Below are 24,231 nucleotides of genomic sequence, written 5' to 3' on the forward strand. Positions count from 1 at the left end.
ATGGCTGTTTTTATGATGTGCAAGGAATTTCAATTTTGTTAACTACTCCATTTGAGCTGTCTGTTGCTATGGTGCCGTTCAATTGGTGCACCATCTCATTTACCATGTCCAGCCCAAGCGAATCTCGTTTTATTGCTTCTGCGCTATAGCCTTTACCATTGTCTTTAATGGTAATAATAACCATTCCTGCAGTTTGTTTGCAGGAAATAGACAGTAGATGTTGTGGTTTGTACTGTCTGAAAGCATATTTAAAAGTATTGGTGATCAGTTCGTTCAAAATCAATCCAACCAGTGTAATGTTTATTTTGCAGATGATGTTTTTTTGCAAATCGAGTTCCAGCTCAAATTTGGCAGAATGCTCATCGGTTAGGGTTTCCATGATCTTGGTCGTAAAGTTTTCTATAAAAGCGCCCATGTTCACCTCGTCTGTTTTTGAACTGAGTTCTGCTTGCACGTACGAAATGGCCAAAATCCTGTTTTTGGCGATGGTCAATATTTCTTTGGAATGTTCATCTTTTATGGAGTTGGTCTGGATGTTCAACAAACTGGACACGATCTGCAAGTTGTTCTTAACGCGATGGCTCAGTTCTTTCATTAAAAATTCGATATTGTTCCGTTGCTTTAAAATAACTTCGTTATAAGCTTTTAAATCTTCGTTTTTATGAATTAAGTCTTGGGTGCGTTCATAAACAGTGTGTTCCAGTTTTAATTTGTCTCTTTTTAACTTCCTGGTTTGATATAAATAAAACGCAATTACAACAAAAATAAGGAAAGACACAACGGCAACCTTAAAAACAGTTGTTTGGTACCACGGCGGGACCACAATCAACCGTAGTGTTTTTACAGTATCGCCCCAAACCCCAGCATCGTTCGAAGCTTTTATTTTAAGGGTGTATTTTCCAGGGTTTAGATTAGTATAGGTAACGCTGCGTTTTCCGCTTGGCGGACTCCAATTTTTATCAAAATTTTTCAATTTGTATTGGTACGATACCTTTTGTGGGTTCAAATAATTCAATGCTGCAAAATTGAAGGTAAGGACATTTTCGCTGCTTTCAAAGCGCAAACTGTCCTTGAAGAGTTCGTTACGGTCAATGGGTTTGTTGAACAGCTCGACCGATTCTACATAAACGTTTGGCAAATAGGGGTTGTCCACAATGTTTTCAGGATCAAAACTGTTGAAACCGTTGATGCCCCCAAAATAAAACGTGCCATCGTCATCCTTGAAACCAGATTTTCCGTTGAATTCATTGTCTTGCAGACCGTCTTTCTCTGTGTAGTTTTTAAAAGTATTGTCGCTGGTATTTAGTACAGAAAGTCCATAATTGGTGCTCATCCAAATGTGACAGTTATCATCTATCAATATGGTATAAACAAAATCGTTAGGAAAACCTTTTTGTTTGTAATAAAGGGTGGTTTCGTCGGTTTTCGGGTTCAATTTGGTCAATCCAGCGCTGGTGCCTATCCAAATCATGCCTTTTTGGTCTTCGTTAAGAGCAAAAACCCTATCGTTGGTAAGTTGGCTTTTTTCTGTATTGCTTTGCAAATAGGTTTGCACCCATTTTCCGTTTGAGAGTTTGTACAGGCCTTGATCGGTACCCAACCATAAATTTTCTTTTGAGTCTTTTAAGTACACCCGAACCCGGTTCAACTGCTTTCCGTTAATTAAAACAGGTGTGAATGTTTCAGTTTTGGTGTTAAACTCACTAATTCCGCCAGACCAAGTGCACAGCCATAACTTATGGTTTTCCATGGGGATGATGGTGAGTACTTCATTATCTGGCAAGCTATTTTTAGTTCCGTTGTGCAGCCATTGTTCAAAGGTGTCAGATTTTGGGTTGTATTTCATTAAACCATCATAGATGCCACCGGTCCATAAGGTGCCATCTTCATCTTCGGCAAAACAATAGGTGATCCCGTTTTTTCCTGTTTGGTACTGCTTAAACGTTTGTTTCTTTAAGTTGTATTTTAGAGTGCCACGGGTGGTGCCCATCCACAAAATAGAGTCATTGCGTTTGTAAAAAGGAAAAACACTGATGCGTTGGTCGTCCTTCTTGGTTGGCAATGTTACTTTTACAGATGCGAATTTATCTTGATACACATTGCTGTGAAACACACCTTCGCCCGCCGTTCCCATCCATAAGTTGCCTTTGTTGTCTTTTACAAACTGCTCTATGTGTACATTTTCATAAACTTTAGACTGTTGGTCCTTGAATATAATCTTTTTGATCGCTCCTGTACTGAATGTAAATAAATACGTTCCTTGGTTAGAAGCGATATAGCAGCTCTTTTCGTTTTTTCTGAAGAGTGATCGCAATGGAACATCCAGTAAAATACCTGAAACGGTACCGTCTTTTAAGTTATAGGTTTGAAGCCCTTTTCCTGAAGCAATATAAACGATGTCTCCGTTTTTTAAAAAGGAATAAACTGAATGGTCCTCAAAATTTTCCAATAGGCTTTTCTCTTTGGTCAATAAGTTAAAAATGAGGATGCCGGATTGGGTGGTTGCCAACCAATAGGTGTTTTTTGAAACCTTGACGACATCGGTCACAAAATTTTCCTTGTTCGTCTTCGGAAGTTTGAAAACCTGTTTGGCCTTAGATTTCCTGTCGAAAATAATGATGTGGTTTCTCGTTGAAAAAAGCAGGGTTTGTTCATCGAGTTTTAAAATTTTATAAGCGATGGCCAAATCACTGTTTTCATACGTTTCATATAAATTGAAAAACCTATTTTCTGAACGTTTATATCCTGCTATCCCTTTAGAGTTGGTCGCAATCCACAGTGTGTCATTAACGGACAATAGTCCACGTATGTGATCGTCGGGGATAGAAGTACTGTCTTTGGCATGCGCCAAGTATGGTTTAAAGCTGTAGCCATTAAACCTGTGTAGGCCATCTTCGGTACCTATCCACAAATAACCCAAGGAGTCTTGCGTCAATGCTTGTGCATTTAATTGCAACAGACCAGCTTCTTGCCCCAATCTGTTTATTTGAACTACTTCTGTGTCTTGGGCTATACTTTTGGCATAGCACAATAAAAAGAGCACCAACAAAAGATTGGGCAACGCTATTGGCAAATTTTTAGAGGAGAAATAAGCTATTGTGGTTTTTTTTGAATGGTTATTTTTTGTGCCCGTAAATTTTATCGTACAGGTCTTGGTATTTTTCCTGTATCACTTTGCGTTTCATTTTCATAGTAGGGGTAAGGTGGCCTTCTTCAATGCTCCAAACGTCTGGGGTAAGTTCAAATTTTTTAACTTTTTCCCATTGCCCGTAACGTTCGTTGTAAAAATCGACTTCCTCTTGAATGCGTTTTATTACATGTTCATTTTTGACCAACTCTTTATGGTCGTTAGGGATATCATATTCTTTTTTGCTTCCCCATTCTTTTAAGAATTCAAAATCAGGCTGTATGAGCGCAGCTGGCATTTTCTCGCCTTCGCCAATAACCATGGCCTGTTCGATGAATCGGGATTGTTTTAAGTCGTTTTCTATTAACTGCGGGGCTACATATTTGCCGCCACTGGTTTTAAACATAGACTTTTTGCGGTCGGTTATCTTAAGGAAACCCTCTTCATCTACTTCGCCAATATCGCCGGTATGAAAGTACCCGTCTATCAATACTTCGTCTGTTTTTTCTTTGTCTTTGTAATACCCACACATAACCTGTGGGCCTTTGATCAATATTTCGCCATCGTTGGCAATTTTCACTTCGGTTTCTTTTAAGGGTTTACCTACGGTGCCAATTTTAAAACCGTGGTCGCGCATATCGTTTACCGACACCACCGGGGAGGTTTCGGTCAAGCCGTATCCTTCCATTACCGGGATTCCAGCAGCGTTGAACACCCTGGCCAAGCGCGGTTGCAAGGCGGCACTACCGCTTGCTGTTGCTTTAAGTTCACCGCCCAAGGCTTCTTGCCATTTGCTAAAAATCAACTTGCGGGCTACCTTCAGCTTGGTTTCGTACCACCAACCATTTTGACCGTACGGTTCATATTGCAAACCGACTTCAATGGCCCAGAAAAACAGTTTTTTCTTTATGCCCGAAAGTTCAGCTCCTTTGGCGATAATTTTGTCATATACTTTTTCCAATAACCTTGGGACCGAGCCCATAACGTGTGGTTTTACTTCTTTCAGGTTATCGCTTATGGTTTCCAACGATTCGGCAAAATGAATCTCGCAACCGGTGTATTGGTACATATATAGCAGCATACGCTCATAAATATGGCAAACCGGCAAAAAACTGAGTGCCCGCGACTCGCCAATATCGATTGGCAACCTATCGGAACTGTAAATGGCGTTGCTGGCTATGTTTTTGTGCGACAGCATGACCCCTTTGGGCTTTCCGGTTGTGCCCGATGTGTATATCAAGGTAGCCAGATCGTCTTCTTTTATGGCCTCTTTTCGTTTTTCAACTTCATCTTGGTTGCTTTCGTCCTTTCCTTTTTCTAACAACTCTTCCCAATTGGTACACCCGTCTAATTTGTCAAAACAATACACCTCTTTTAAAGAAGGTACATTGTTTTTTATTTTTTTTACTTTATCCAGTACTTCTTGGCACGAAACAAAAACATATTTTGATTCACTGTGGTTGAGCACGTATTCGTATTCATCTTCCGAAATGGTTGGATAAATGGGAACGTCTTGCGCTCCTATTTGCATAATGGCTATATCGCAGATGTTCCATTCGGTGCGGTTGGTCATGGAGATGATGGCAATTTTATCATTGGGCTCAACTCCCATTTTAAGCAAGGAGCGGCTTAACGCGTTGGCTTTATCAATGTATTCTTGGGTTGAAGTGGCTTTCCAAGTGCCATCGTACTTTGTTACCAAGGCTTTTTTTTGTGGGTTGGTCTCCAGTTGATAGTATGGAAAATCGAAAAGTCTTTTAGGGTCTTTCATAATCTGTATTTAAAGGATAGGTGCAAAATAGTGATTTTTTTCAGAATGAAGCCGAAAAAAAAATGGAGCTGCCAACTTTGTGGCCGCTCCATTAAAATTAATGATAATTTTTCAAAAAGTTACTGTTTTACAATTTTAAAAGTTTGTGACGCTTCTTCCGAAGTAAGTTTTAAAAGATAAATTCCCGCAGCATAACCGTTATAGTTCAAGGTTTGCGATCCACGATTGCTTTTTGATACAAAAACGCGTTGTCCCTGTACAGTAAAAAGTTCAACAGAATAATCGTTTAACGCTGTGTTTATGTTCAAAATATCGGTAACGGGATTGGGGTAAATGTTGAATTGATTTTCTGAAATACCTGAAACCAACAGCCCGGAATCGTCAACAATATTTATGGTTAGGTCGTCAAAATAAAACCCATCGGCACTCACGGCAGTGTCTGAGCTAAACTGAAAGCGTACCAAAATGGTTTCGCCCAAGTAATCGCTTAAATCGATTTCTTCCAATACCCAATCGTTTTGCGTGCCATCGTAAAGAGGTTCGCCCGTGGGTTGGCCGCTGTTTGAACTACCGTTATTGGTGAATTTACCGCACTGGGGCGTCCACGTGGCACCGTTGTCTATCGATACTTCAAATTGCGTGTAGTCCCAATTGTTTTCAATGTCCCATTTGGCATAAAAAGTAACATTGGCACCAATGGCTTCGGTTAAATCCACAGTATTTTTTAGCGTAATGGTTTTATTGGCGTTGTTTTGGTAATCCCCTCCTGGCGAATCTGTGATAGAACTGGATGGCGATACAAAAGTAGCCGTTGTGGTGCCCCAGCCGTTGTTGTTGAAATTATCGGTTACGCTATCGCCTGCGTCTTCAAAAACAGCTTCCAATGCCCCGAATGTTTTGGTGATCAATGTACTGGTGTCGTAGCTTCCGTTGTTAACTACCAGTTCGTAAACCACTTCGTCCCCAGGTTCTACATTGGTGGCCAATGTAAATTGAATGCTTCCAGTATCTTCATCTAAAAGCTCAAGGCCATTAAAACTAACCGGACTTCCAACTGAGGTAATATTCGCTGAAACAGGATTTAGGTTAACGGTAAAACTGCCATTGCCGTTTATGCCCAATCTCTTAATGTTGAACGTAGCATCGCTCGTCGCTGTATTTCCCGTAAAAGCTGGAGCGGTGTCGGTAACCTCTGCAAAATTATTGACCATTTTTGCCGAAGTCAAATTCAAGTACATCATAGTTTTTACCAGTGATTCAATTTGATTGCTCGGTGGCCAAAACTCAGGACCAATCTCTGGCGTCATAGCATAAATTTTATCGTGGGTTCCTACGGTTCCGTACATAAAATCATCGCTATCGCCAGCAGCCGGGTACAGTTCTGAAGATAAAATATTGTTAAAGCCGTTTCGGGAGACCAATTCTTCTGAAATACCCATAAACAAATCGTTCTCGGGCGTTGGGGCATTGCTTGTATATCCATACGGGTACAATAGCAAATCCCCTGAGGTGTGATTGTTGAATGCCATGAGGAAATCGTGGTTTTCCACAAAAAACTTTATGGCCTGCGTTTCCACTTCTGAAAAAGGCGCAGGACCGTGGTAAGTTTCACTACTGGTATTTGAAGATGCTCCTTCGCCCCCCCAAACACCGTTATTGGGATTGCCATCTATATAATAATCGTAGTTACGGTTTAGGTCTATCCCATAACTGTTTTTTCGGTTTTTACGCCAAAACCCGCCGCCGTTGGGGTCTGTTTTCTCATTGTATAAATATCCGTCGGGGTTTATTACGGGCACGAAATACAGCTCGGTGTTGTTTACAATGCTTTGTACTTCGGGGTCTGTGTCGTAATTTTCCAATAAATACCACATATAGAATACCAATTGCGACAGTGAGATGGGTTCCCTGGCGTGGTGTATGGCTGTATAAAGTATCTGTGGTTCGCCTTCTGAAGTATTTTCAGGGTTGTCGCTTATTTTCACCCACTTAATACCGTTGCCGCCAATGGAAGGGGTAGTGGAATTGTCGGGCGTGCCTTCGGTTAAAAAATTACCGATGTTTTCTTTTTCAGTAATTAAATTTGGATATTGGGCACGCATGGCATCCAGCTCGTCCAAAAGCTCTTGGTAGGTTAAGTAGCCGCCCATAGATCCCAAATTGAAATTGGCCGGGGTTTCATAATCTTCGCCCGAGGTATCACAACTGGGGTTTACGACAGGTTCTTGCATTTGGTTGCGCTGTAGGAAATATTGCTTGCTGTCTTCAATCAATACATCCACCTTATAGCCGGCATTTCGGGCCGTTTCAATTTCTGAAACTGAAAAATCTGAAATAATAAAATACCCCCGTTTATGAGTGCCGTGCGCTACGGGAACCCCTAGGGATTCTAATCTTGAAAGGTCATCAATTGACGTGTAGTTTATTTTGGCACGTTGGTGTTTTTCTTGATATTCCTGCGAAAAAAGGAACGAAGTGGTCAATAATAAAAATAAGAGTACTGTTTTTTTCATATTCGGGTTTTGGTTTAGTGTGGTCTTAAAACGAGCCGAAAACTAACAAATTGCTTTTAATTTATGGTGCTTTTTAACTAAAAAATTACGGACAAGTTTGCTGTTTCGGCAAAAAGAAAGAGGTTCTGCTAAGGAAAAAGCAAAATCAAAATCGGTTTACTCGTTATTGCATTACTGACATTGAGCCCTGAAATTTATCTTTTCTCCAACCACTTTCGCGCGTTTACAAAAGCTTCCAACCAAGGGGAAACTTGATCGGTACGGTCTTTTGGGTAGTGTGCCCAGTTCCAGGGGAACGTAGAGCGTTCCAAATGTGGCATCATGACCAAGTGCCTTCCGGTTTCATCGGTCATCATAGCTGTATTGAAATCACTTCCGTTCGGGTTTGCCGGGAAGGTTTCGTAGCCATATTTTCCAACAATGTTATAATTGTCTTCGGAAAGCGGAAAACTGAACTTCCCTTCTCCGTGAGCCGCCCAAATACCCAATGTACTTCCAGCGAGTGAAGATAGCATGACCGAATTGTTTTCCTGAATTTTCACTGACGTGAAATTGCATTCAAATTTTCCGGTATCGTTATGCAACATTTTTGGTTTTTCATCGTGGTTTGGTGTCATCAATCCAAGCTCGATAAACAGTTGGCATCCGTTGCAAACGCCCAATGAAAGCGTATCGTCTTTTGCAAAGAAATCCTTTAGGGCTTTGTTGGCTTTTTCGTTGTATAAAAACGCTCCGGCCCAACCTTTGGCGCTTCCCAACACATCACTGTTTGAGAATCCACCTACCGCGGCAATTAACTTGATATCTTCAAGTGTTTCGCGGCCTGTAATCAAATCGGTCATGTGTACATCCTTTACGTCAAATCCGGCCAAATAAAGGGCGTTTGCCATTTCGCGTTCGCTATTGCTTCCTTTTTCGCGAAGGATAGCAGCTTTAATTCGTGGTTTTTCTGAAGATACTTTAGGAAGCTTCCCGTCAAATTGCTTCGGAAACCTAAATTGAAGCGGATTCTTTTTATAGTTTTCAAACCGTTCTTGTGCTTTTTCTTTTCCACTTTGCTTTTCGTCCAACAATCGAGAGGTTGTGTACCAAACGTCGCGTATTTCAGGAATATTAAAGTTTAAAGTAGTATTGTTGAATGCAATGTTTACGGTTTCAGAAGTAGAAACGCTTCCTATTTTGTTGAATTCGATTTTTGCTGAAGTCAAGGTTTCTTCTAAAATAGCATCTTCCGAAGCTTGAATAACAACACCACAATTTTCAGAAAACAGTATTTTTACTATATCGTCCCCTAATTGTGAAAGATTAAGATCTGCGCCCAAATTGGTGTCGGCAAAACACATTTCCAGCAAGGTAGTAATCAATCCACCTGAAGCCACGTCGTGCCCAGCAGCGATTTTTCCTTCAGAAATTAAGTGTTGAAGGGTGTTGAAAACCGTTTTTACGTATTCAGCGCTTTTTACCGTTGGAACCTCATTACCAACCGAACTCAAAATCTGGGCAAAAGAAGAACCGCCCAATTTAAAGTCGTCTTGTGATACATTAATATAGTAGATGCTTCCTTTTTCTTTCTGAAGAACGGGCTCCACAACTTTTTTAATATCGTTACAATGTCCAGCAGCCGAAATAATGACCGTTCCCGGGGAAATCACTTCTTCATTTTTATATTTCTGCTTCATGGAAAGCGAATCCTTTCCGGTAGGAACGTTAATCCCTAAATCGATTGCAAATTCTGAAACTCCTTGAACGGCTTGATATAATCGGGCATCTTCCCCTTCATTATTGCAAGGCCACATCCAGTTTGCGGAAAGGGATACACTTTTCAATCCATCTTCCAAAGGAGCCCAAACAATATTGGTCAACGCTTCGGTAATAGAATTTCTGGATCCAGCAACGGGGTCGACCAATCCGGAAATAGGAGAGTGCCCAATGGAAGTGGCAACACCTTCTTTTCCGTTATAATCCATTGCCATGACGCCACAATTGTTAAGGGGCAATTGCAACGGCCCCACACATTGTTGCTTGGCTACTTTTCCGCCTACGCAACGGTCTGCTTTATTGGTAAGCCAGTCTTTACAGCCCACAGCTTCTAGTTGAAACAACTGTGCTACATATTTTTGAATGTCGGCTGTATTATACTCAGGATTTTTGTACTCTCGTTGTACGGTCTTGTCTTTTAAAATGGTTTTTGGAGAGCTTCCGAACATATCGGCCAATTCAAAATCCATTGGTTTTTCGCCGGTGGTTTTGCTTTCGAATGTAAAACGGTAATCGCCGGTTACATCGCCAACTTCATACATTGGAGAACGCTCGCGGTCTGCCACGCGTTTTAGTTTGTCAATATCATGATTGCCAATAACGAGCCCCATGCGTTCTTGCGATTCGTTCCCGATAATTTCTTTGGCTGAGAGGGTAGGATCGCCAACTGGCAGTTTGTCCAAGTCTATGTTGCCGCCCGTTTCTTCAACCAATTCACTCAAACAGTTGAGGTGGCCGCCCGCTCCGTGATCGTGGATGGAAACAATAGGGTTTGTTTCGCTTTCCACCATTCCGCGGACAGCATTTGCGGCACGTTTTTGCATTTCGGGGTTGCTTCGTTGTATGGCATTGAGTTCGATACCACTCTCAAAAGCGCCGGTGTCTGCCGAAGATACTGCGGCACCGCCCATACCAATACGGTAATTTTCGCCACCGAGAATTACTATTTTATCATCTTTCTTAGGGATGTCTTTTATAGCTTGGTCTGCTTTGCCGTAACCAACACCACCAGCCAGCATAATAACTTTGTCATAACCTAACTTTCGTGCTTGCTCTTCGTGTTCAAAAGTAAACACCGACCCGGCAATCAACGGTTGCCCAAATTTATTTCCAAAATCTGAAGCCCCGTTACTGGCTTTAATCAAAATATCCAAAGGTGTTTGGTACAGCCAATCACGTTCTTTCATGGATTGTTCCCAAGGTCTATTAACACCGTGATCGTCCGCCTGCTGATCGGGCAGGGAGTCGAAGGGTCGTGAATAAGAAGTCATATAAACCGCTGTTCCGGCTAATGGCAAAGAACCTTTTCCACCGGCCAATCGGTCACGTATTTCCCCGCCGCTTCCAGTAGCTGCACCGTTAAAAGGTTCAACGGTAGTAGGGAAGTTGTGGGTTTCGGCTTTTAGGGAAATAACGCTGTCAAATCCAGAATTTTGATAAAAATCAGGTTTATCTGGGGTTTTTGGAGCAAATTGAATGGCTTTAGGGCCTTTTACAAAAGCCACATTGTCTTTATATGCCGAAACAATGGTGTTAGGGTTTTTTTCGGAAGTTTTCTTTATTAGCTTGAATAGGGAAGAAGGCATCTCTTTCCCGTCGATTTCAAACGTGCCGTTGAAAATTTTATGGCGGCAATGCTCACTGTTCACTTGGCTGAAACCAAATACTTCGCTATCGGTCAATTTTCGGTTTAACTTGGTGGAAAGGTTTTCCAAATAAACCACTTCCTCTTTGTTGAGGGACAATCCTTCGGCTTCATTAAAGGCAGCGATATCGTCGATTTCCTTTATACCTTCAGGTTCAATATCAATGTTGAAAATGTCTTGATTTAACCCCTCGTATTTTTGAGATAACATTGGGTCGTAATCTGAAAAACCTTCAGCAACACTTGAAAATTCTTCAATCCGGCTAATACCTTCAACCCCCATGTTTTGCGTAATTTCCACCGCATTGGTGCTCCAAGGGGTGATCATCGCCGCTCGCGGACCGATGAAAGTTCCCGAAAGTTTTTCTTCAGGTTTGTAGGACTTCGGTGATGAAATTGCAAAAAGCCATTTCAGCTTTGCTAGGGCAGTTTCAGGAAGATCCTTAGTGGTTTGTACTGCGTAAACCGTTTCTTTGGGGGCCGAAAAATAATAAATCATGGTGCCGTGGTGTTGTTCGGATTTTTAAAGGCACAAATTTACGGTATTTCTTGCAAAAGGCGGTGACATATTTAAAGGGTTATGCACATGGTTTTCAACCAGTTTTCGTTTCGGTCATGTTTTATTTTATTGTTACATTGTGCCCACTTAAATGTGTTAGTAAAAAAAAGCGTGTATATGAACCATTTTTCCTCATTAGTACTGTTATCTCTATTTTTCTTATTTTTCTTAAATACCCAAGCACAGATCGTCATCAATGAATTTGATACCGATACCGATGGGCAGGATTTTGAGGAGTTTGTGGAACTGAAATCTGATACTCCCAATGCCAACCTGGATGATTACGTGGTGGTTTTTTTCAATGGATCGCAAAGTGGGGGCGATAGCAGTTATTTAGCTTTCGATCTGGATGGGTTTACTACCGATGTCAATGGCATATTGGTGGTTGGTAGCAGCAATGTTTCGCCTGTTCCGGCCTATTTAATTCCGCCGGCCATTATACAGAATGGACCCGATGCAGTTGCCATTTACCAAGGTAGCGCAGCTGATTTTCCCGAAGGCACCTTGGCAACAACAACCAACTTGATCGATGCGTTGGCGTATGATACCAACGACCCCGATGATAAGATTTTAATGGGCTTGTTGGGTTTGACCGAACAGATAAACGAAGGGGAGAACAGCAACCAAACGACTGAATCCATTCAACGAAACAATGATGGCACGTATACGGTAACAACCCCAACTCCCGGCGCCTTGAACGATGGCAGCGGAATTGATTTGAACGGTGTTTCTTTCACCACAGACCAACAAGAATATACCGAGGGCGATACGATATCTATTACCTTTACTACTGAAAACCCTGTTGCGAACGATTTGATTTTTGATTTTACTTTGGAAAACGGCTCTTTTACTACCGAAGATTACACTGGGAGTACTTCGGTTTTTATCGCGACGGGAATGAGCGAGGCCACCGTTGCGATACAGTTGGTTGAAGACGGGGTGAACGATGGCGATGAGTTTGCCGAGATAGATATACAAGCACTTCCGCAAGAATACAATAGGTTAAAGGACAATGTGAAACGGTTGGTGATAGATTTGGATTTTACAACGGCACCTTGGGGAACACCTGTAAATCCAACGTATGATATTGTGGAAAGTACAGAGCCACAAGATTATTACGATTCTATTGGTGGTCTGGCGGACAACGAACTGCGGCAGGCCATTCAAGATGTAATTGCCAATCCTGAAACCGTGCGCACCCAAACCTATGCCGATGCCATTGATATATTGAAAAGTGCCGACCAGAACCCAGGGAACAGCAATGAAGTATGGTTGCTCTATACCGAACAACCCCGGGCGAAAATAGAATTCCAAACTTTGGGCGGTAGCAATGTGGGCAAATGGAACCGCGAACACACCTATCCCCGTTCACGTGGCGGGTTTTATCCGTTGGAAGAAGACGATATTGCCGATGGTATGAATATTTTTATCGAAACCAATGCCGATTCGCTTCGGCATGCCATTTCCGATGCTCATGGCTTGCGTGCTGCCGATGGCCCCGAAAACAGCTCTCGGGGAAATCAGGATTACGGCGAATACTCAGGACCTACTGGCAATGCAGGGAGTTTTATGGGCGATGTAGCCCGGGCGGTACTTTATATGGCCGTTCGCTATAATGATTTGGACGTGGTGAGCGGTGATCCCGATAATTCCACTGTAGGTCAATTGGGCGATTTGGACATTTTGCTGGAATGGCACCGAAATGATCCTCCAGACGATTTTGAAATGAATCGCAACAACATGGTGTTTGCGTGGCAAAAAAACAGGAACCCGTTTATAGACCGACCAATTTTGGTAGAACACCTCTGGGGAAATATGCAAGGCGAGATCTACTATCCTCCGCTTTCTGTTGAAGAAACGAAGACACCAGAATTATCCATCTATCCAAACCCCGTTTCTGAAATTTTAAATGTTGTAGGTGTTGCTGAAAAAACCGAATTTTTCATATATGCTTCAAACGGGAAAGAAGTATTCCGTACAATCCTGTTTCAGGACAAAGCCTTGCCCATATCCCTTCAGTCTGGCGCATATATTGCCATTTTTGTAGCTGATGCAAAAACGAGTGTGCAGCATATACTTGTTAACTAGCGGTATAGAGAAGTTTTTTCTTAAATAAATCTGAATTAGAACTTGCTTTATTTCAATTAATTGATTATTATGTAGTTAGCAATGTGATTTTTGAATTTTGGTGGTTAACCCTATGGAACTACTGGGTTTTAAATTCCTTTTTTTTATGTTATATTGCGCAAACTATTAAGATTTAACGTTTTTTAAACTACTAAGTATGAAAAAGAACTATGTATTATTTACGCTCAGCTTATTGTGCTTTGCGACAGTATTTGGGCAGGACAAACTCCCCCCAGAAAAAGTGATAACAGGAAAGTTTATTGGTAAAACAATACCTTTAAGGGATTTTCCAACCGTTGAACCCGGTGATGTAAGGGGTAAGGCCATTGAAGTATTGGTGCCCAACGATTCCAGAACCGAAATGGAGTTTGTAGAGACCACTACTATTATAAACGACCTGCAGACCGAAAAAGGTAAAATCGTTACCAAAGCACCCGAACAAAACTTTATAGGCGTTTCGCAATCTGAATCTGGGTTTTTACCTCCAGACCCCACAGGTGCCGTAGGGCCAAATCATTATGTGCATTCTGTAAACTCATTGGTAAAGATTTTTGATAAAACCGGTAACCTTGAAGTTGGACCTGTAAGCCTTGGATCTTTCTTAGGAATTGGCTCTAATGCCGGTGACCCTATTATAATGTACGATCAATTGGCAGATCGTTGGGTGGTTAGTGAGTTTGGCTCATTAAACAACTCATTGGCCATTGGTGTTTCTGAAACAAATGACCCAGGAGGAGCCTACAATGTATATCAATATCAATTTAGCGGTTTCCCAGATTATCCAAAATACGGATTATGGCATGACGGCTATTATGGAACCGTTAACTTAAATGGACAGACCACCCAGGCATTTGTTATGGAACGTGATGAAATGTTGTCTGGTGGCCCCAGCCCTCAAATCCAAATTTTCAACTTGCCGCAAATTGTGGTAAACCCTAATCAAGTTAAAAGCCCAGGTGCCGTAAGTTTATTGGGTACTTCGGTCGATACTTCCGCACCAGGATATATTGTGTATTTACAAGATGATGGTTGGACTAGCCAGATTACTTTTGATCACCTGAAAATTTGGGAAATCGATGTGGACTGGAGCAACCCAAACAATTCTACAGTGTCACAACCTTTAGAATTAGCAACAGATCCTTTCGATGCCGGAGAACTTTTTGGAGACGGAAACGGTGCCATTCGTCAACCGGGAACCAGCCAGCGATTGGCCGGACATGGTGGGATTATATCGTTCCCAACACATTACCGCTCTTTTGCTAACCATAACTCTTGGTTGCTAACTTTTAATACATTTATTGATCAAAATGAAACAGGAGGGATCCGTTGGATTGAGCTAAGGAACGATTCAAGCAATGATTGGAGCATTTTTCAACAAGGGACCTATTCCATTGCCGATGGGCACAGCCGATTAATGAGCAGTGCCGCTATGGATGCTGCCGGTAATATTGCAATGGGCTATACCACAGCTAGTGAAAACCTACCGGTTTCTTTACGTTATACAGGGCGTTTTGATGGTGATCCATTAGGACAGATGACCGTGGCAGAAGAGATAATAATTGACGGTCCTGGAGTTAGAACCAATACTAACAGATACGGTGATTATTCACATATGTCCATGGATCCAAACAACTTTTCTTTTTGGTTCACTTCAGATTATTTTCACGCAAATAATCAATGGAGAACACAAATTGCTGCTTTTTCATTGAGTGGAGGTTTTGCAGCAGATTTAGGTGCTATTTCAATTGACCAACCAGAAGATGGTCTTTTAACAGCCAACGAACAAGTAGAAGTCACCATTAGAAATTTTGGTACAGATGCTCAAAGTGGATTTCCACTGGATCTTTTTCTAGATGGAAGTTTAGTTGCAACCGAAATATTCTCGGGAACCGTACAGCCAAATGAAACAGCTTCCTACACTTTTAATGAGACATTAGATCTTTCAACGCAATCTCAGACATATACCATAGAAGTTGCTACTGATTTATCTGGTGATGAATTTGGAGACAACGATAGAGTTTCTAAAGATGTGACCAGTTTATTTGCAGAAGATCTTGGTACTTTAGCTATTACCTCTCCAGCAACCGGAAATAGTTTGGGTATGCAAACCGTTACTATTGATGTTAAAAACTTTGGAGCTAATTCCCAATCTAATTTTGATGTCCAATACAGTGTTGATGGGGGTACGCCAGTAGTAGAAACATTTACGGGGACTCTCAATTCTGGAGAAGTTGCTAGCTTTGATTTTGCACAACAAATTAATTTTGATGAGTTGAAAGAATATGAAATTACCGCTTCAACTTCTTTATCTGGAGATCAGCAACCGTCTAATGATTCGGTTACCATAACTGTTGAGAACTTGTTATGTCAACCTGATTTATTTTGTGTTCTTGGTGATGGATTCCAATTGGTTTCAATTGCAGAAATAAATAACGTGTCAGATTGCGAAGGTTATGCTGATTTTACAAATCAAATAGCAAATCTCGATCAAGGAAGCACTAATGAAATAACACTTACCACTGGTTATGGAAGTCAAAATGTTAAGGTTTGGATAGATTTTAATGACGACTTTACTTTTTCAAATACTGAAGTAGTCGTTCCTAATTTTGAAATTGCACCTGGTCAAGGCCAAGGTTCTTATACTGAAACCTTAGAATTGGTTATCCCGTCAAATGCTCCCATTGGAGAACATATTATGAGAGTTAGAAGTAACAGAGACGGCCAGGTTAGTCCAGATTCTTGTAAGGACGATGGACTTGGAGAAGTAGAAGATTATACTGTTAATATTGGTAACTTGGGAGTAAACGATTTTGAAATTTCAAATTCTGAAATGATCGTTACTACTTTAGGAGATAACAAATATGATGTTACCTTGACATCTGAATTTGATGGAACTGTTTACTTGACTGTTTTCAATACCCTTGGACAGCAAATAGGCATGAACAAATCAGTATCCAGAGATGGGAACACCTATAAAGCATCTTTAGATATGTCTAAAGTATCAAGCGGTGTTTACATATTGAAAATGGGTGGAATTTCTACCACTAGTTATAAAACAGCACGGATTATTGTAGAATAACCTGTCGATTTTTATAATCATTATTTATTTTAAAAGCCTGTGGTTTCAACGCCACAGGTTTTTTTAGTCTAGTATGTATTGCTCTTGTTTCATCTATCTATTTGCAAATGAAGTGATTGTTTTATTAAATCATGCTATATTGTGAAGAATTCCAAAACAATTTAAAAATCATTCGTATGAACTTTAAAAAACTACTACTACTGCTCACCTTTTTCAGTACGTGCGTACTTATTGCGCAAGAAAAGCACGGGCCAGATGTAATTGCAACAGGAACATTTGTTAAAAAAACAATTCCTTTGCGCGATATGCCCATAAGGCAAACCATTGAAAAGGAGGAGACCAGTGCACTTAAAATAATTCAAAACAGATTGCGGGCCAATCGGAAAACCAACGAAAATGCGCTTCCGCTTGATGGCGATGTATTGACCCAAAAAAAGTTTGGTGGCATACAAACCAAAGCCCTTGAGCAAAATTTTGATGGCGCCGATGCTTCCGAAGGTCAAGCAACCCCTCCAGACCCTACGGGAGCCGTTGGGCCTAATCATTATGTGCACGCCGTAAACTTGGTCGTGAAAATTTTCGATAAATCGGGTAATCTTTTGGCAGGGCCAACGTTTCTCGGTGATTTTTTAGGTTCAGGGAACAACAGTGGCGACCCAATTGTTTTGTACGATCAATTGGCCGACCGTTTTTTTGTAAGCCAGTTCGATACAGGCAACGATAGTCTTATTATTGGTGTTTCGGAAACTTCTGACCCTACGGGAGTCTATAATGTTTATGAATTTCCGTTGGATGCTTTTCCAGATTATCCACATTATTCGGTGTGGCCAGATGGCTATTACTTAACGGCCAATAAGTTTTCGGGAAACACCACCTACGCCATAGAACGGGATGCATTGATTGCCGGTGATCCCGATCCAAAAATAATTGGTTTTAACCTTCCGGGGGTGACCAATAATCCAAATACGGTGTTTAGCCCTGAACCGGCAAATCTTACCGGCACTTCTTTTCCTGCCGATGTGCCGGGATATATTGTCTATTTGCAAGACGATGGTTGGTCGGGGGTTTCCTTCGACCACTTAAAAATCTGGGAAATTGAACTGGATTGGAACAATACATCAAACTCAACCATTTCAGCACCGCTAGAAATACCCACTACGCCTTTTGAAGCTACGTTCGCCCCTTTTGGAACAGGCGATGTAGAACAACCGGGCACCAGTCAGAAAATCGACATGATTGGCGGGGTTATCTCCTATGCGGCCAATTACCGCAGTTATGGCAGCCATAACTCTTGGCTCATTACCTTTAATGTTGATATAGACGGGAACGATACGTCGGGCATCCGCTGGATAGAACTGCGCAATGATGCTTCAAACGGTTGGTCTATTTTTCAGGAAGGTACCTACGCCCCCGCAGATGGTCATAGCCGTTTTATGGGAAGTGCCGCTATGGACGCTGCCGGCAACATAGGTATGGGCTTTAATATCGCCAGCAACACACTTCCAGCAGGAATTCGCTACACGGGCCGTTTTAATGGTGACCCATTGGGCGAAATGACGGTGGCCGAAACCACAATAGTAGATGGTATTGGTGTACAAACTAACACCAACCGCTTTGGCGATTACTCACACTTGACCATAGACCCCGATAATTTTACCTTTTGGCATACCGCCGAATATTTTGCATCGAATAACTTTTGGACGAGCCGGGTGGCTTCCTTTAGTTTATCGGGTGGCTTTGCGAACGATGTAGGGGTAAACAATATTACTGCTCCGGAAAGCGGAATCTTGACCAACGCTGAAACGGTGGAGGTTGTCATCCGTAACTTCGGAACCGATCCACAGTCCAACATTCCATTAGAATTGCGCGTGAACGGAACACTTGAAGTTTCTGAAACCTTTACAGGAACCATTAACCCCAATGAAACGGCAACGTATAGCTTTAGCCAAACAGTAGATCTTTCAAATGAAGGCGAAACCTATACTCTTGAAGCCAAAACCGGTTTGAGTAATGATGAGTTTACCGATAATGATGGCTTTACCAAAGACGTTATCCATTATTTAGGCGACGATGTAGGCATAACAGCCATTCCCTCACCAGTGTCTGGAGAAGGGCTTGGTAACGAAACCGTGACGGTAACAATAACCAACTTTGGCGATAATCCACAATCTAATTTTGACGTACAGTATTCTGTTGATGGCAATACCCCGGTGATAGAGCAGTTTACAGGAACCATAAATTCGCAAGAGGAAATAGACTATACTTTTTCTGAAACGGCAGATCTTTCGGTATTGGGAACGTATGAGATTGAAGCGCAAACAAACTTGGCTACCGATCAAAATACCGATAACGATGCTTTTCAGGTTACTGTGGAAAACCTGCAATGCCTGCCCACGGCAAATTGTAGTTTAGGCGATGGAATTCAGCATTTTGTTATAGGTACCATAGATAATTCCACCTCTTGCTCGCCAAATGGATACGGCGATTATACCAACTTGAACACGGAGCTGGAGTTTAATTCCACTATCGAAGTTACGGTAGCTTCAGGTTACAACAATCAAATTTTTTCTCTTTGGATCGATTATAATGACAATTCGGTGTTCGATACCAATGAGCTGCTCATAGAAGATGTTGCCATCCCAAATTCTGGTACCGATGTTACGGCTACTTTTCAAATTCCGCAGGATCAAGCATTGCTTGGCACCCACTTGCTGCGTATTAGGGCTGGATGGGCCAATAGTGAAGACACCACAGCAGACCCTTGTATAGATTTCACGTATGGGGAAACCGAAGACTATACCGTAACCATCATAGATCCTACCTTGTCTGTTGGGCAACAAGAATTCAACAATACCGATGTGGTGATTTATCCCGTGAGCGATAAAACCTATGAAGTAACGTTTAACACCAGCACCGATTTTGGAACCATTGATTATACAGTGTTCAATACCCTGGGCCAACAAATTACCGCTGGCGAGATGGAAACGGGAAGCGATGGGTATAAAACCAACGTAAACCTTGCAAATGTGGCAACTGGCATGTACTTGGTTAAACTTAATAACAAAACATTCAGTACCGTAAAAAGGCTGATTGTAAAATAAAGACCATCATTGTAATAACAACAAAAAGCGTCCTTGGATTTAGGACGCTTTTTTTAGTTTTCAGAAAATCTTAAAAATTATTTTATGACAATTTTTTTGGTTGTTTTTATTGCTGAAGCCGTGCCGGAGGGTAGGTAAGAAATGACCTGCAAAAGGTATATCCCACTTTTAAATTCAGAAACATCAATAAAACCTTCTTCCGTAGCAGCTTGTTGAAGCACTTTTCTTCCAGTTATATCGAAAAGCACATACCGTTCTGGCCTGGTTGCAGTAGAAGATTGTATCCAAATTTTTTCTGAAGCGGGGTTGGGGTGTATGTTTATCACTTCATTAGAAAATGCTTCAGAAGACAATAAACCCCAACGGTCTTCGGCTTGTGGACCGCCCCAAATAATGGTGGCCAGCACTGGGTTGTCGATAAATGGGTTTCTGTTGCCGTACTCATTTTCTAAGTAGGGGTTGCGCTGGTCTTCCAGTTCACTCACGGGATCGTCAACATTCCACTGTAAAAATAGTTTTAACATATCGGTCGTTCCTTCTTTGGGGCCATTCCCTGCCAAAGAGGGCAAGCATCTATCGCCGTAACGCGTGTACATATACATCATGATACGGGCAACATCGCCTTTCCATTCATCGCCAGGGTACCAAGCACCGCTTACCGAACCGGCATTGCCGCTCCCCGAGATAAATTTTTTATTGCCGCGGTTACCGTTGGCTTGCACATCAGATGGGCGTAAATTATGCGGATCGGCGCCAATACCTGTTGTGCCACTGCTGGTTCCGCCCATTGGTGGATTGGCCAACGATCGGGGAAACGTGTGCTCACGGTTGTATTCGCAAGTGCCTCCGCCAAAATCATCTTTATCGCGGCTTCTGTCCGTAGTGCAATTGCCATCGTTGTCATTATACCCGTAAATAAGCAGAACGTTGGCGTTGTTTTCAGGATCTTCATCGGTTACCTTCACGGCGTCTTTTACATCGTTGTAGGTAAAGGTAGTGTTGTTGATGTCAATTTTATCTTGAAGTTCAAGGTATAAATCTTGACCGGTAAGGGTTAGGTCAACATCATCGTAATACGGTTGTTGCGCAACTGTAAGTTGAGCGATAAATAGAATTGGGATAAGTAAAAATCTGTTCATAGTATAGTTTAGATTAATTATGTTGCAACAATGCGATATAAAAACCGTCAAAACCCGATTTGCTGGGGAATATTTTTTCTTCTTGTACCAATGAAAAATCATTGCCTGCCGCACTGCTTAAAAACGTGGCCACCTGTTCACTGTTTTCAGAAGGTAAAATGGAGCACGTGGCATATACCAATTGTCCACCGGTCTTGACCATCTTGGAATAGGAGACCAACAGTTTTTGTTGGGTGTTTTTGATTTTTTCCAGAAACTCAGGCTGCAATTTCCACTTGGCGTCTGGGTTGCGTTTTAAAACGCCTAAACCGGTACAAGGAGCATCTATCAATACCTTATCGGCAGAGCCTTTCAGCTTTTTTATTACTTTAGTAGTGTCGATAAGGCGGGTTTCAATATTGTGGATTCCGTTTCGCCGGGCCCTGCGCTTGAGTTCTTTCAGTTTGTTGCCATAAATATCCAACGCAATTACTTGTCCTTTGTTCTCCATCAACGAAGCGATGTGAAGGCTCTTTCCACCAGCACCGGCACAGGCATCGATTATTCGCATTCCGGGTTCGGGGCTTAAGATTTCGGCTACTTTTTGCGAAGAAGCATCTTGCACTTCAAACCATCCTTTTTTAAACGCATCGGTAATGAACACATTGGCGCGTTCTTTCAGTTTTAATGCATACGGAAAACCAGGTATGGTTTCGGTTTCTATTTCGGCATCAAGCAGTTCGGCCTGTACTTGCTTTACGGAAGCTTTTAAAGGGTTTACCCGAAGTACCACATCTGCCAATTGATTCAGCGCTGCAATTTCCGTAGTCCATTTTTTACCCAATTCGGCTTCGCCCAATTTATCCAGCCAGTCGGGAATGGACTCGCGGTATTTCCTTATTTTGGATAATTCGTCAAACTTACCTTTGATACGTCGGGTAGGGGTATGTTCAAATTGGGGCCAATCGGGAATTTTTATTCCGTTTAGGGTGGCCCAAACAGCGAAAAGACGGAACAAATTCGCACGATCAAACGGTTCTTTCACTTCGGCTATTTCAGCATATAACCGTTTCCAGCGTACAATGTCGTAAGTGGTTTCCGCAATAAAGCTTCGGTCCCTAGAACCCCAACGTTTATCGCGTTTTAGGGTGTTTTTCAACACTTTGTCCGCCTGTTTGTTTTCATTAAAAATCAAATGCAACGAATCGATGGTCGCAAATACTAAATTTCGGTGTAACCTCATGCTTTTAATTTGGATTGCAAAGGTATTATAATCCCGTTGTTTTCTTTATTTTTGGCGAAAAATTTTACCGATGCGATTTCTTTTTCCCCTTATCATTTTGTTGGGTGTAATTTCCTGTACTTCAAACCATTCAAAAAATTTCACTTCTGTTAGCATTGAACCTGTCTTCGTGGATAGTTTGAGCATTAGGGCCATAAAACCTTTAAACGAAAACAGGGTGTGGTTCGCCGCCAATAAAGGCATTGTGGGGCTTATTGACCATAAACAGCCAAAACTGGCGACCATTAAATATGAAGACTCCCTGTTGCATTTCCGTTCCATAGCTACCACAGATGCAGCAGTTTTTGTGCTTAGCATCGCGAGTCCAGCGGTTTTATACAAAATCGATTTTGACGGTAACGAAGCCACCAATATACACGAGGTCTATACCGAAACAGGGAAAGGTGTTTTTTACGATTCCATGAAGTTTTGGAACAACAACGAAGGCATTGCCATGGGCGACCCGGTTGATGGTTGCCTATCGATACTCCTTACCCGAAACGGTGGCGATACGTGGCAAAAGATACCTTGTGAAAACCTTCCGGAGGTGGAAAAAGGCGAAGCAGCCTTTGCGGCCAGTAACAGCAATATTTCGGTTTATAAAAACAATGTTTGGATTGCTACCGGCGGAAAACAAGCCCGTATATTCCATTCTAAAAATAAAGGAAAGGACTGGGAAGTTTACGACACCCCTATAATTCAAGGAAAGGCCATGACCGGTATATACAGCGTTGATTTTTTTGATGCCAAAACAGGTATTGTTTTTGGCGGCGATTGGAACCAGAAAGACTTTAATGAAGGCAACAAGGCGATAACCACCGACGGGGGTAAAACTTGGCGCTTGCTGAGCAACGGGGAAGGGCCGGGCTATCGCTCGTCTGTTAAATTTGTTCCGGGAACAAAAGGTAATGATCTGGTAGCGGTGGGGTCGCCCGGACTGTCGTATAGCAACGATCGGGGCGAAACGTGGGAGGAGCTTTCAACAGAGGGATTCTATGCCATTGAATTTTTAAACGATTCCATTGCCTTTGCCAGCGGAAATAACCAAATAGCCAAATTGTTGTTTAAATAGTAAAAAGGAATGCATCTTTCAACACATTCCCTTTTAGCTAAACAAAAACCAATCGTTAATCAACAATAACCAATCATTATTTTTTTTCTTTTTCTTCTCGCTCTCGATACCGCTTTAACAGTTGTCTTTTAAAATCATCTTCCGCTTTTTTCAACTTAATGATTTTAGCGGGGGATATGATTTTTTTAAGTGCTGTTATCAATTCTTTACGGTATTGCAATTCTTTTTGTTCCAGTTGCAATTGCCTGTCAATTAAAGTGTTTGCCTCTGTGTTGCTCATGGCATCGACACCGTTTCTTATTTTTGAATAAATTTCCTTTTTTTTGGTTCTGTGCAACTCGTGCATTTTTTGTTCATACACATTATACACTGGCCAAAACCGTTCTGCTTCGGCCGGGGATAATTGCAAGGCTTCGGTTAAATGAGCGGTTTTCAAGGCATTGATCTTTTCATGCCATTTTTCCCTGTCGGTTTTTTGGGCAAATGTCGCCGAACCAACCAACACCAAGAGGATAAGTATGTTTTTCATATTATTCATCTAATAAAATAGATTCATCAACGGTTTCTAACAGGTAACTTTCCAAATTTTCTTCGGAAATGTTCTCGGTTCCATAGTTTAAGGTTTCACTATTATTTTCTGAAAGCAAATTGGAAACATCATATAAGTCAAAATCGAGTTCGCCTTCATTTATATAGTTTTCAATGGCCAGATAATCGACCGAATTCATATCTAAAACGGTTGCATTGTTCTTGTTTAACAGTACAACAGCCAATACTACGGCAGCTGCAACAGCAACGGCATACTTTAAATTGCTTTTAGCGAACAGTGAGCGTACTTTTGTATGTTTCGGGGCAATATCAGGATGCTGTGCAAGGGTGTCTTCCAACCCGTCAAAATAACCGGGAGGAACGGAAAACCCTGATTGGTTGGGCAATTGTTCTTCGGCTATTTTTGTGAAGAGCTTTTCTTCAAAAGTCTCAAAATAGCTTTCCGGAACCTTAAACCCAGATGTATGTTTTTGCTTGTCCATTTGTCTTTTGACTTTAAAAATGCTAAAAGGTTTCATTGATACCTCTTT

12 protein-coding genes are annotated in these 24,231 nt (G+C 41.7%); 4 read left to right on the forward strand and 8 right to left on the reverse strand.

From position 1 onward, the window contains the following. Window positions 1–10: 10 nt before the first annotated feature. The 4 genes from DDV96_RS09220 to purL form a co-directional block, all read right to left on the reverse strand. Window positions 11–3,073 (reverse strand): ligand-binding sensor domain-containing protein, encoded by a 3,063-nt coding sequence (locus DDV96_RS09220; protein ID WP_133240833.1) that lies wholly within the window; start codon window positions 3,071–3,073, stop codon window positions 11–13. A 43-nt stretch (window positions 3,074–3,116) separates the two neighbouring features. Continuing rightward, the gene (locus DDV96_RS09225; RefSeq protein ID WP_116694473.1) at window positions 3,117–4,898 is read right to left on the reverse strand and encodes an AMP-dependent synthetase/ligase; all 1,782 of its coding nucleotides are present in this window, start codon (window positions 4,896–4,898) and stop codon (window positions 3,117–3,119) included. A 119-nt stretch (window positions 4,899–5,017) separates the two neighbouring features. Next, window positions 5,018–7,411, reverse strand: coding sequence for a M14 family zinc carboxypeptidase (locus DDV96_RS09230; protein ID WP_116694474.1), 2,394 nt, complete (start codon window positions 7,409–7,411; stop codon window positions 5,018–5,020). Window positions 7,412–7,605: 194 nt separating this feature from the next. After that, the gene (purL, locus tag DDV96_RS09235) at window positions 7,606–11,313 is read right to left on the reverse strand and encodes a phosphoribosylformylglycinamidine synthase (protein ID WP_116694475.1); all 3,708 of its coding nucleotides are present in this window, start codon (window positions 11,311–11,313) and stop codon (window positions 7,606–7,608) included. 177 nt (window positions 11,314–11,490) lie between these two features. Between purL and DDV96_RS09240 the strand changes: the two genes are divergently transcribed. The 3 genes from DDV96_RS09240 to DDV96_RS09250 all read left to right on the forward strand — a co-directional run bounded on the left by DDV96_RS09240 (window position 11,491) and on the right by DDV96_RS09250 (window position 19,680). Next, window positions 11,491–13,461, forward strand: coding sequence for an endonuclease (locus DDV96_RS09240; RefSeq protein WP_116694574.1), 1,971 nt, complete (start codon window positions 11,491–11,493; stop codon window positions 13,459–13,461). Window positions 13,462–13,657: 196 nt separating this feature from the next. Then, complete coding sequence (locus DDV96_RS09245; protein WP_116694476.1) at window positions 13,658–16,579, forward strand: GEVED domain-containing protein; 2,922 nt, start codon at window positions 13,658–13,660, stop codon at window positions 16,577–16,579. Window positions 16,580–16,755: 176 nt separating this feature from the next. After that, a complete protein-coding gene (locus tag DDV96_RS09250) occupies window positions 16,756–19,680 on the forward strand; it encodes a GEVED domain-containing protein (protein WP_116694477.1) in 2,925 nt (974 codons plus the stop codon). A 77-nt stretch (window positions 19,681–19,757) separates the two neighbouring features. Here DDV96_RS09250 and DDV96_RS09255 read toward each other — a convergent pair whose 3' ends face one another. Together DDV96_RS09255 and DDV96_RS09260 are read right to left on the reverse strand one after the other, a co-directional pair. Next, a complete protein-coding gene (locus DDV96_RS09255; RefSeq protein ID WP_165805993.1) occupies window positions 19,758–20,819 on the reverse strand; it encodes an endonuclease in 1,062 nt (353 codons plus the stop codon). A gap of 13 nt (window positions 20,820–20,832) precedes the next feature. Further along, the gene (locus tag DDV96_RS09260) at window positions 20,833–22,041 is read right to left on the reverse strand and encodes an RsmB/NOP family class I SAM-dependent RNA methyltransferase (protein ID WP_116694479.1); all 1,209 of its coding nucleotides are present in this window, start codon (window positions 22,039–22,041) and stop codon (window positions 20,833–20,835) included. Between the two features lie 70 nt (window positions 22,042–22,111). Between DDV96_RS09260 and DDV96_RS09265 the strand changes: the two genes are divergently transcribed. Continuing rightward, a complete protein-coding gene (locus DDV96_RS09265; RefSeq protein WP_116694480.1) occupies window positions 22,112–23,152 on the forward strand; it encodes a WD40/YVTN/BNR-like repeat-containing protein in 1,041 nt (346 codons plus the stop codon). Between the two features lie 76 nt (window positions 23,153–23,228). On the opposite strand, the gene DDV96_RS09270 is transcribed toward DDV96_RS09265, so the two are convergent. Both DDV96_RS09270 and DDV96_RS09275 read right to left on the reverse strand, forming a co-directional pair. Beyond that, window positions 23,229–23,681 (reverse strand): hypothetical protein, encoded by a 453-nt coding sequence (locus DDV96_RS09270; protein WP_133240834.1) that lies wholly within the window; start codon window positions 23,679–23,681, stop codon window positions 23,229–23,231. Between the two features lies 1 nt (window position 23,682). Then, window positions 23,683–24,183: a hypothetical protein gene (locus tag DDV96_RS09275; RefSeq protein WP_133240835.1), complete on the reverse strand. Its 501-nt coding sequence runs from the start codon at window positions 24,181–24,183 to the stop codon at window positions 23,683–23,685. Between the last annotated feature and the right edge of the window lie 48 nt (window positions 24,184–24,231).

Source organism: Marixanthomonas spongiae, assembly GCF_003095375.1.
Lineage (GTDB): Bacteria > Bacteroidota > Bacteroidia > Flavobacteriales > Flavobacteriaceae > Marixanthomonas > Marixanthomonas spongiae.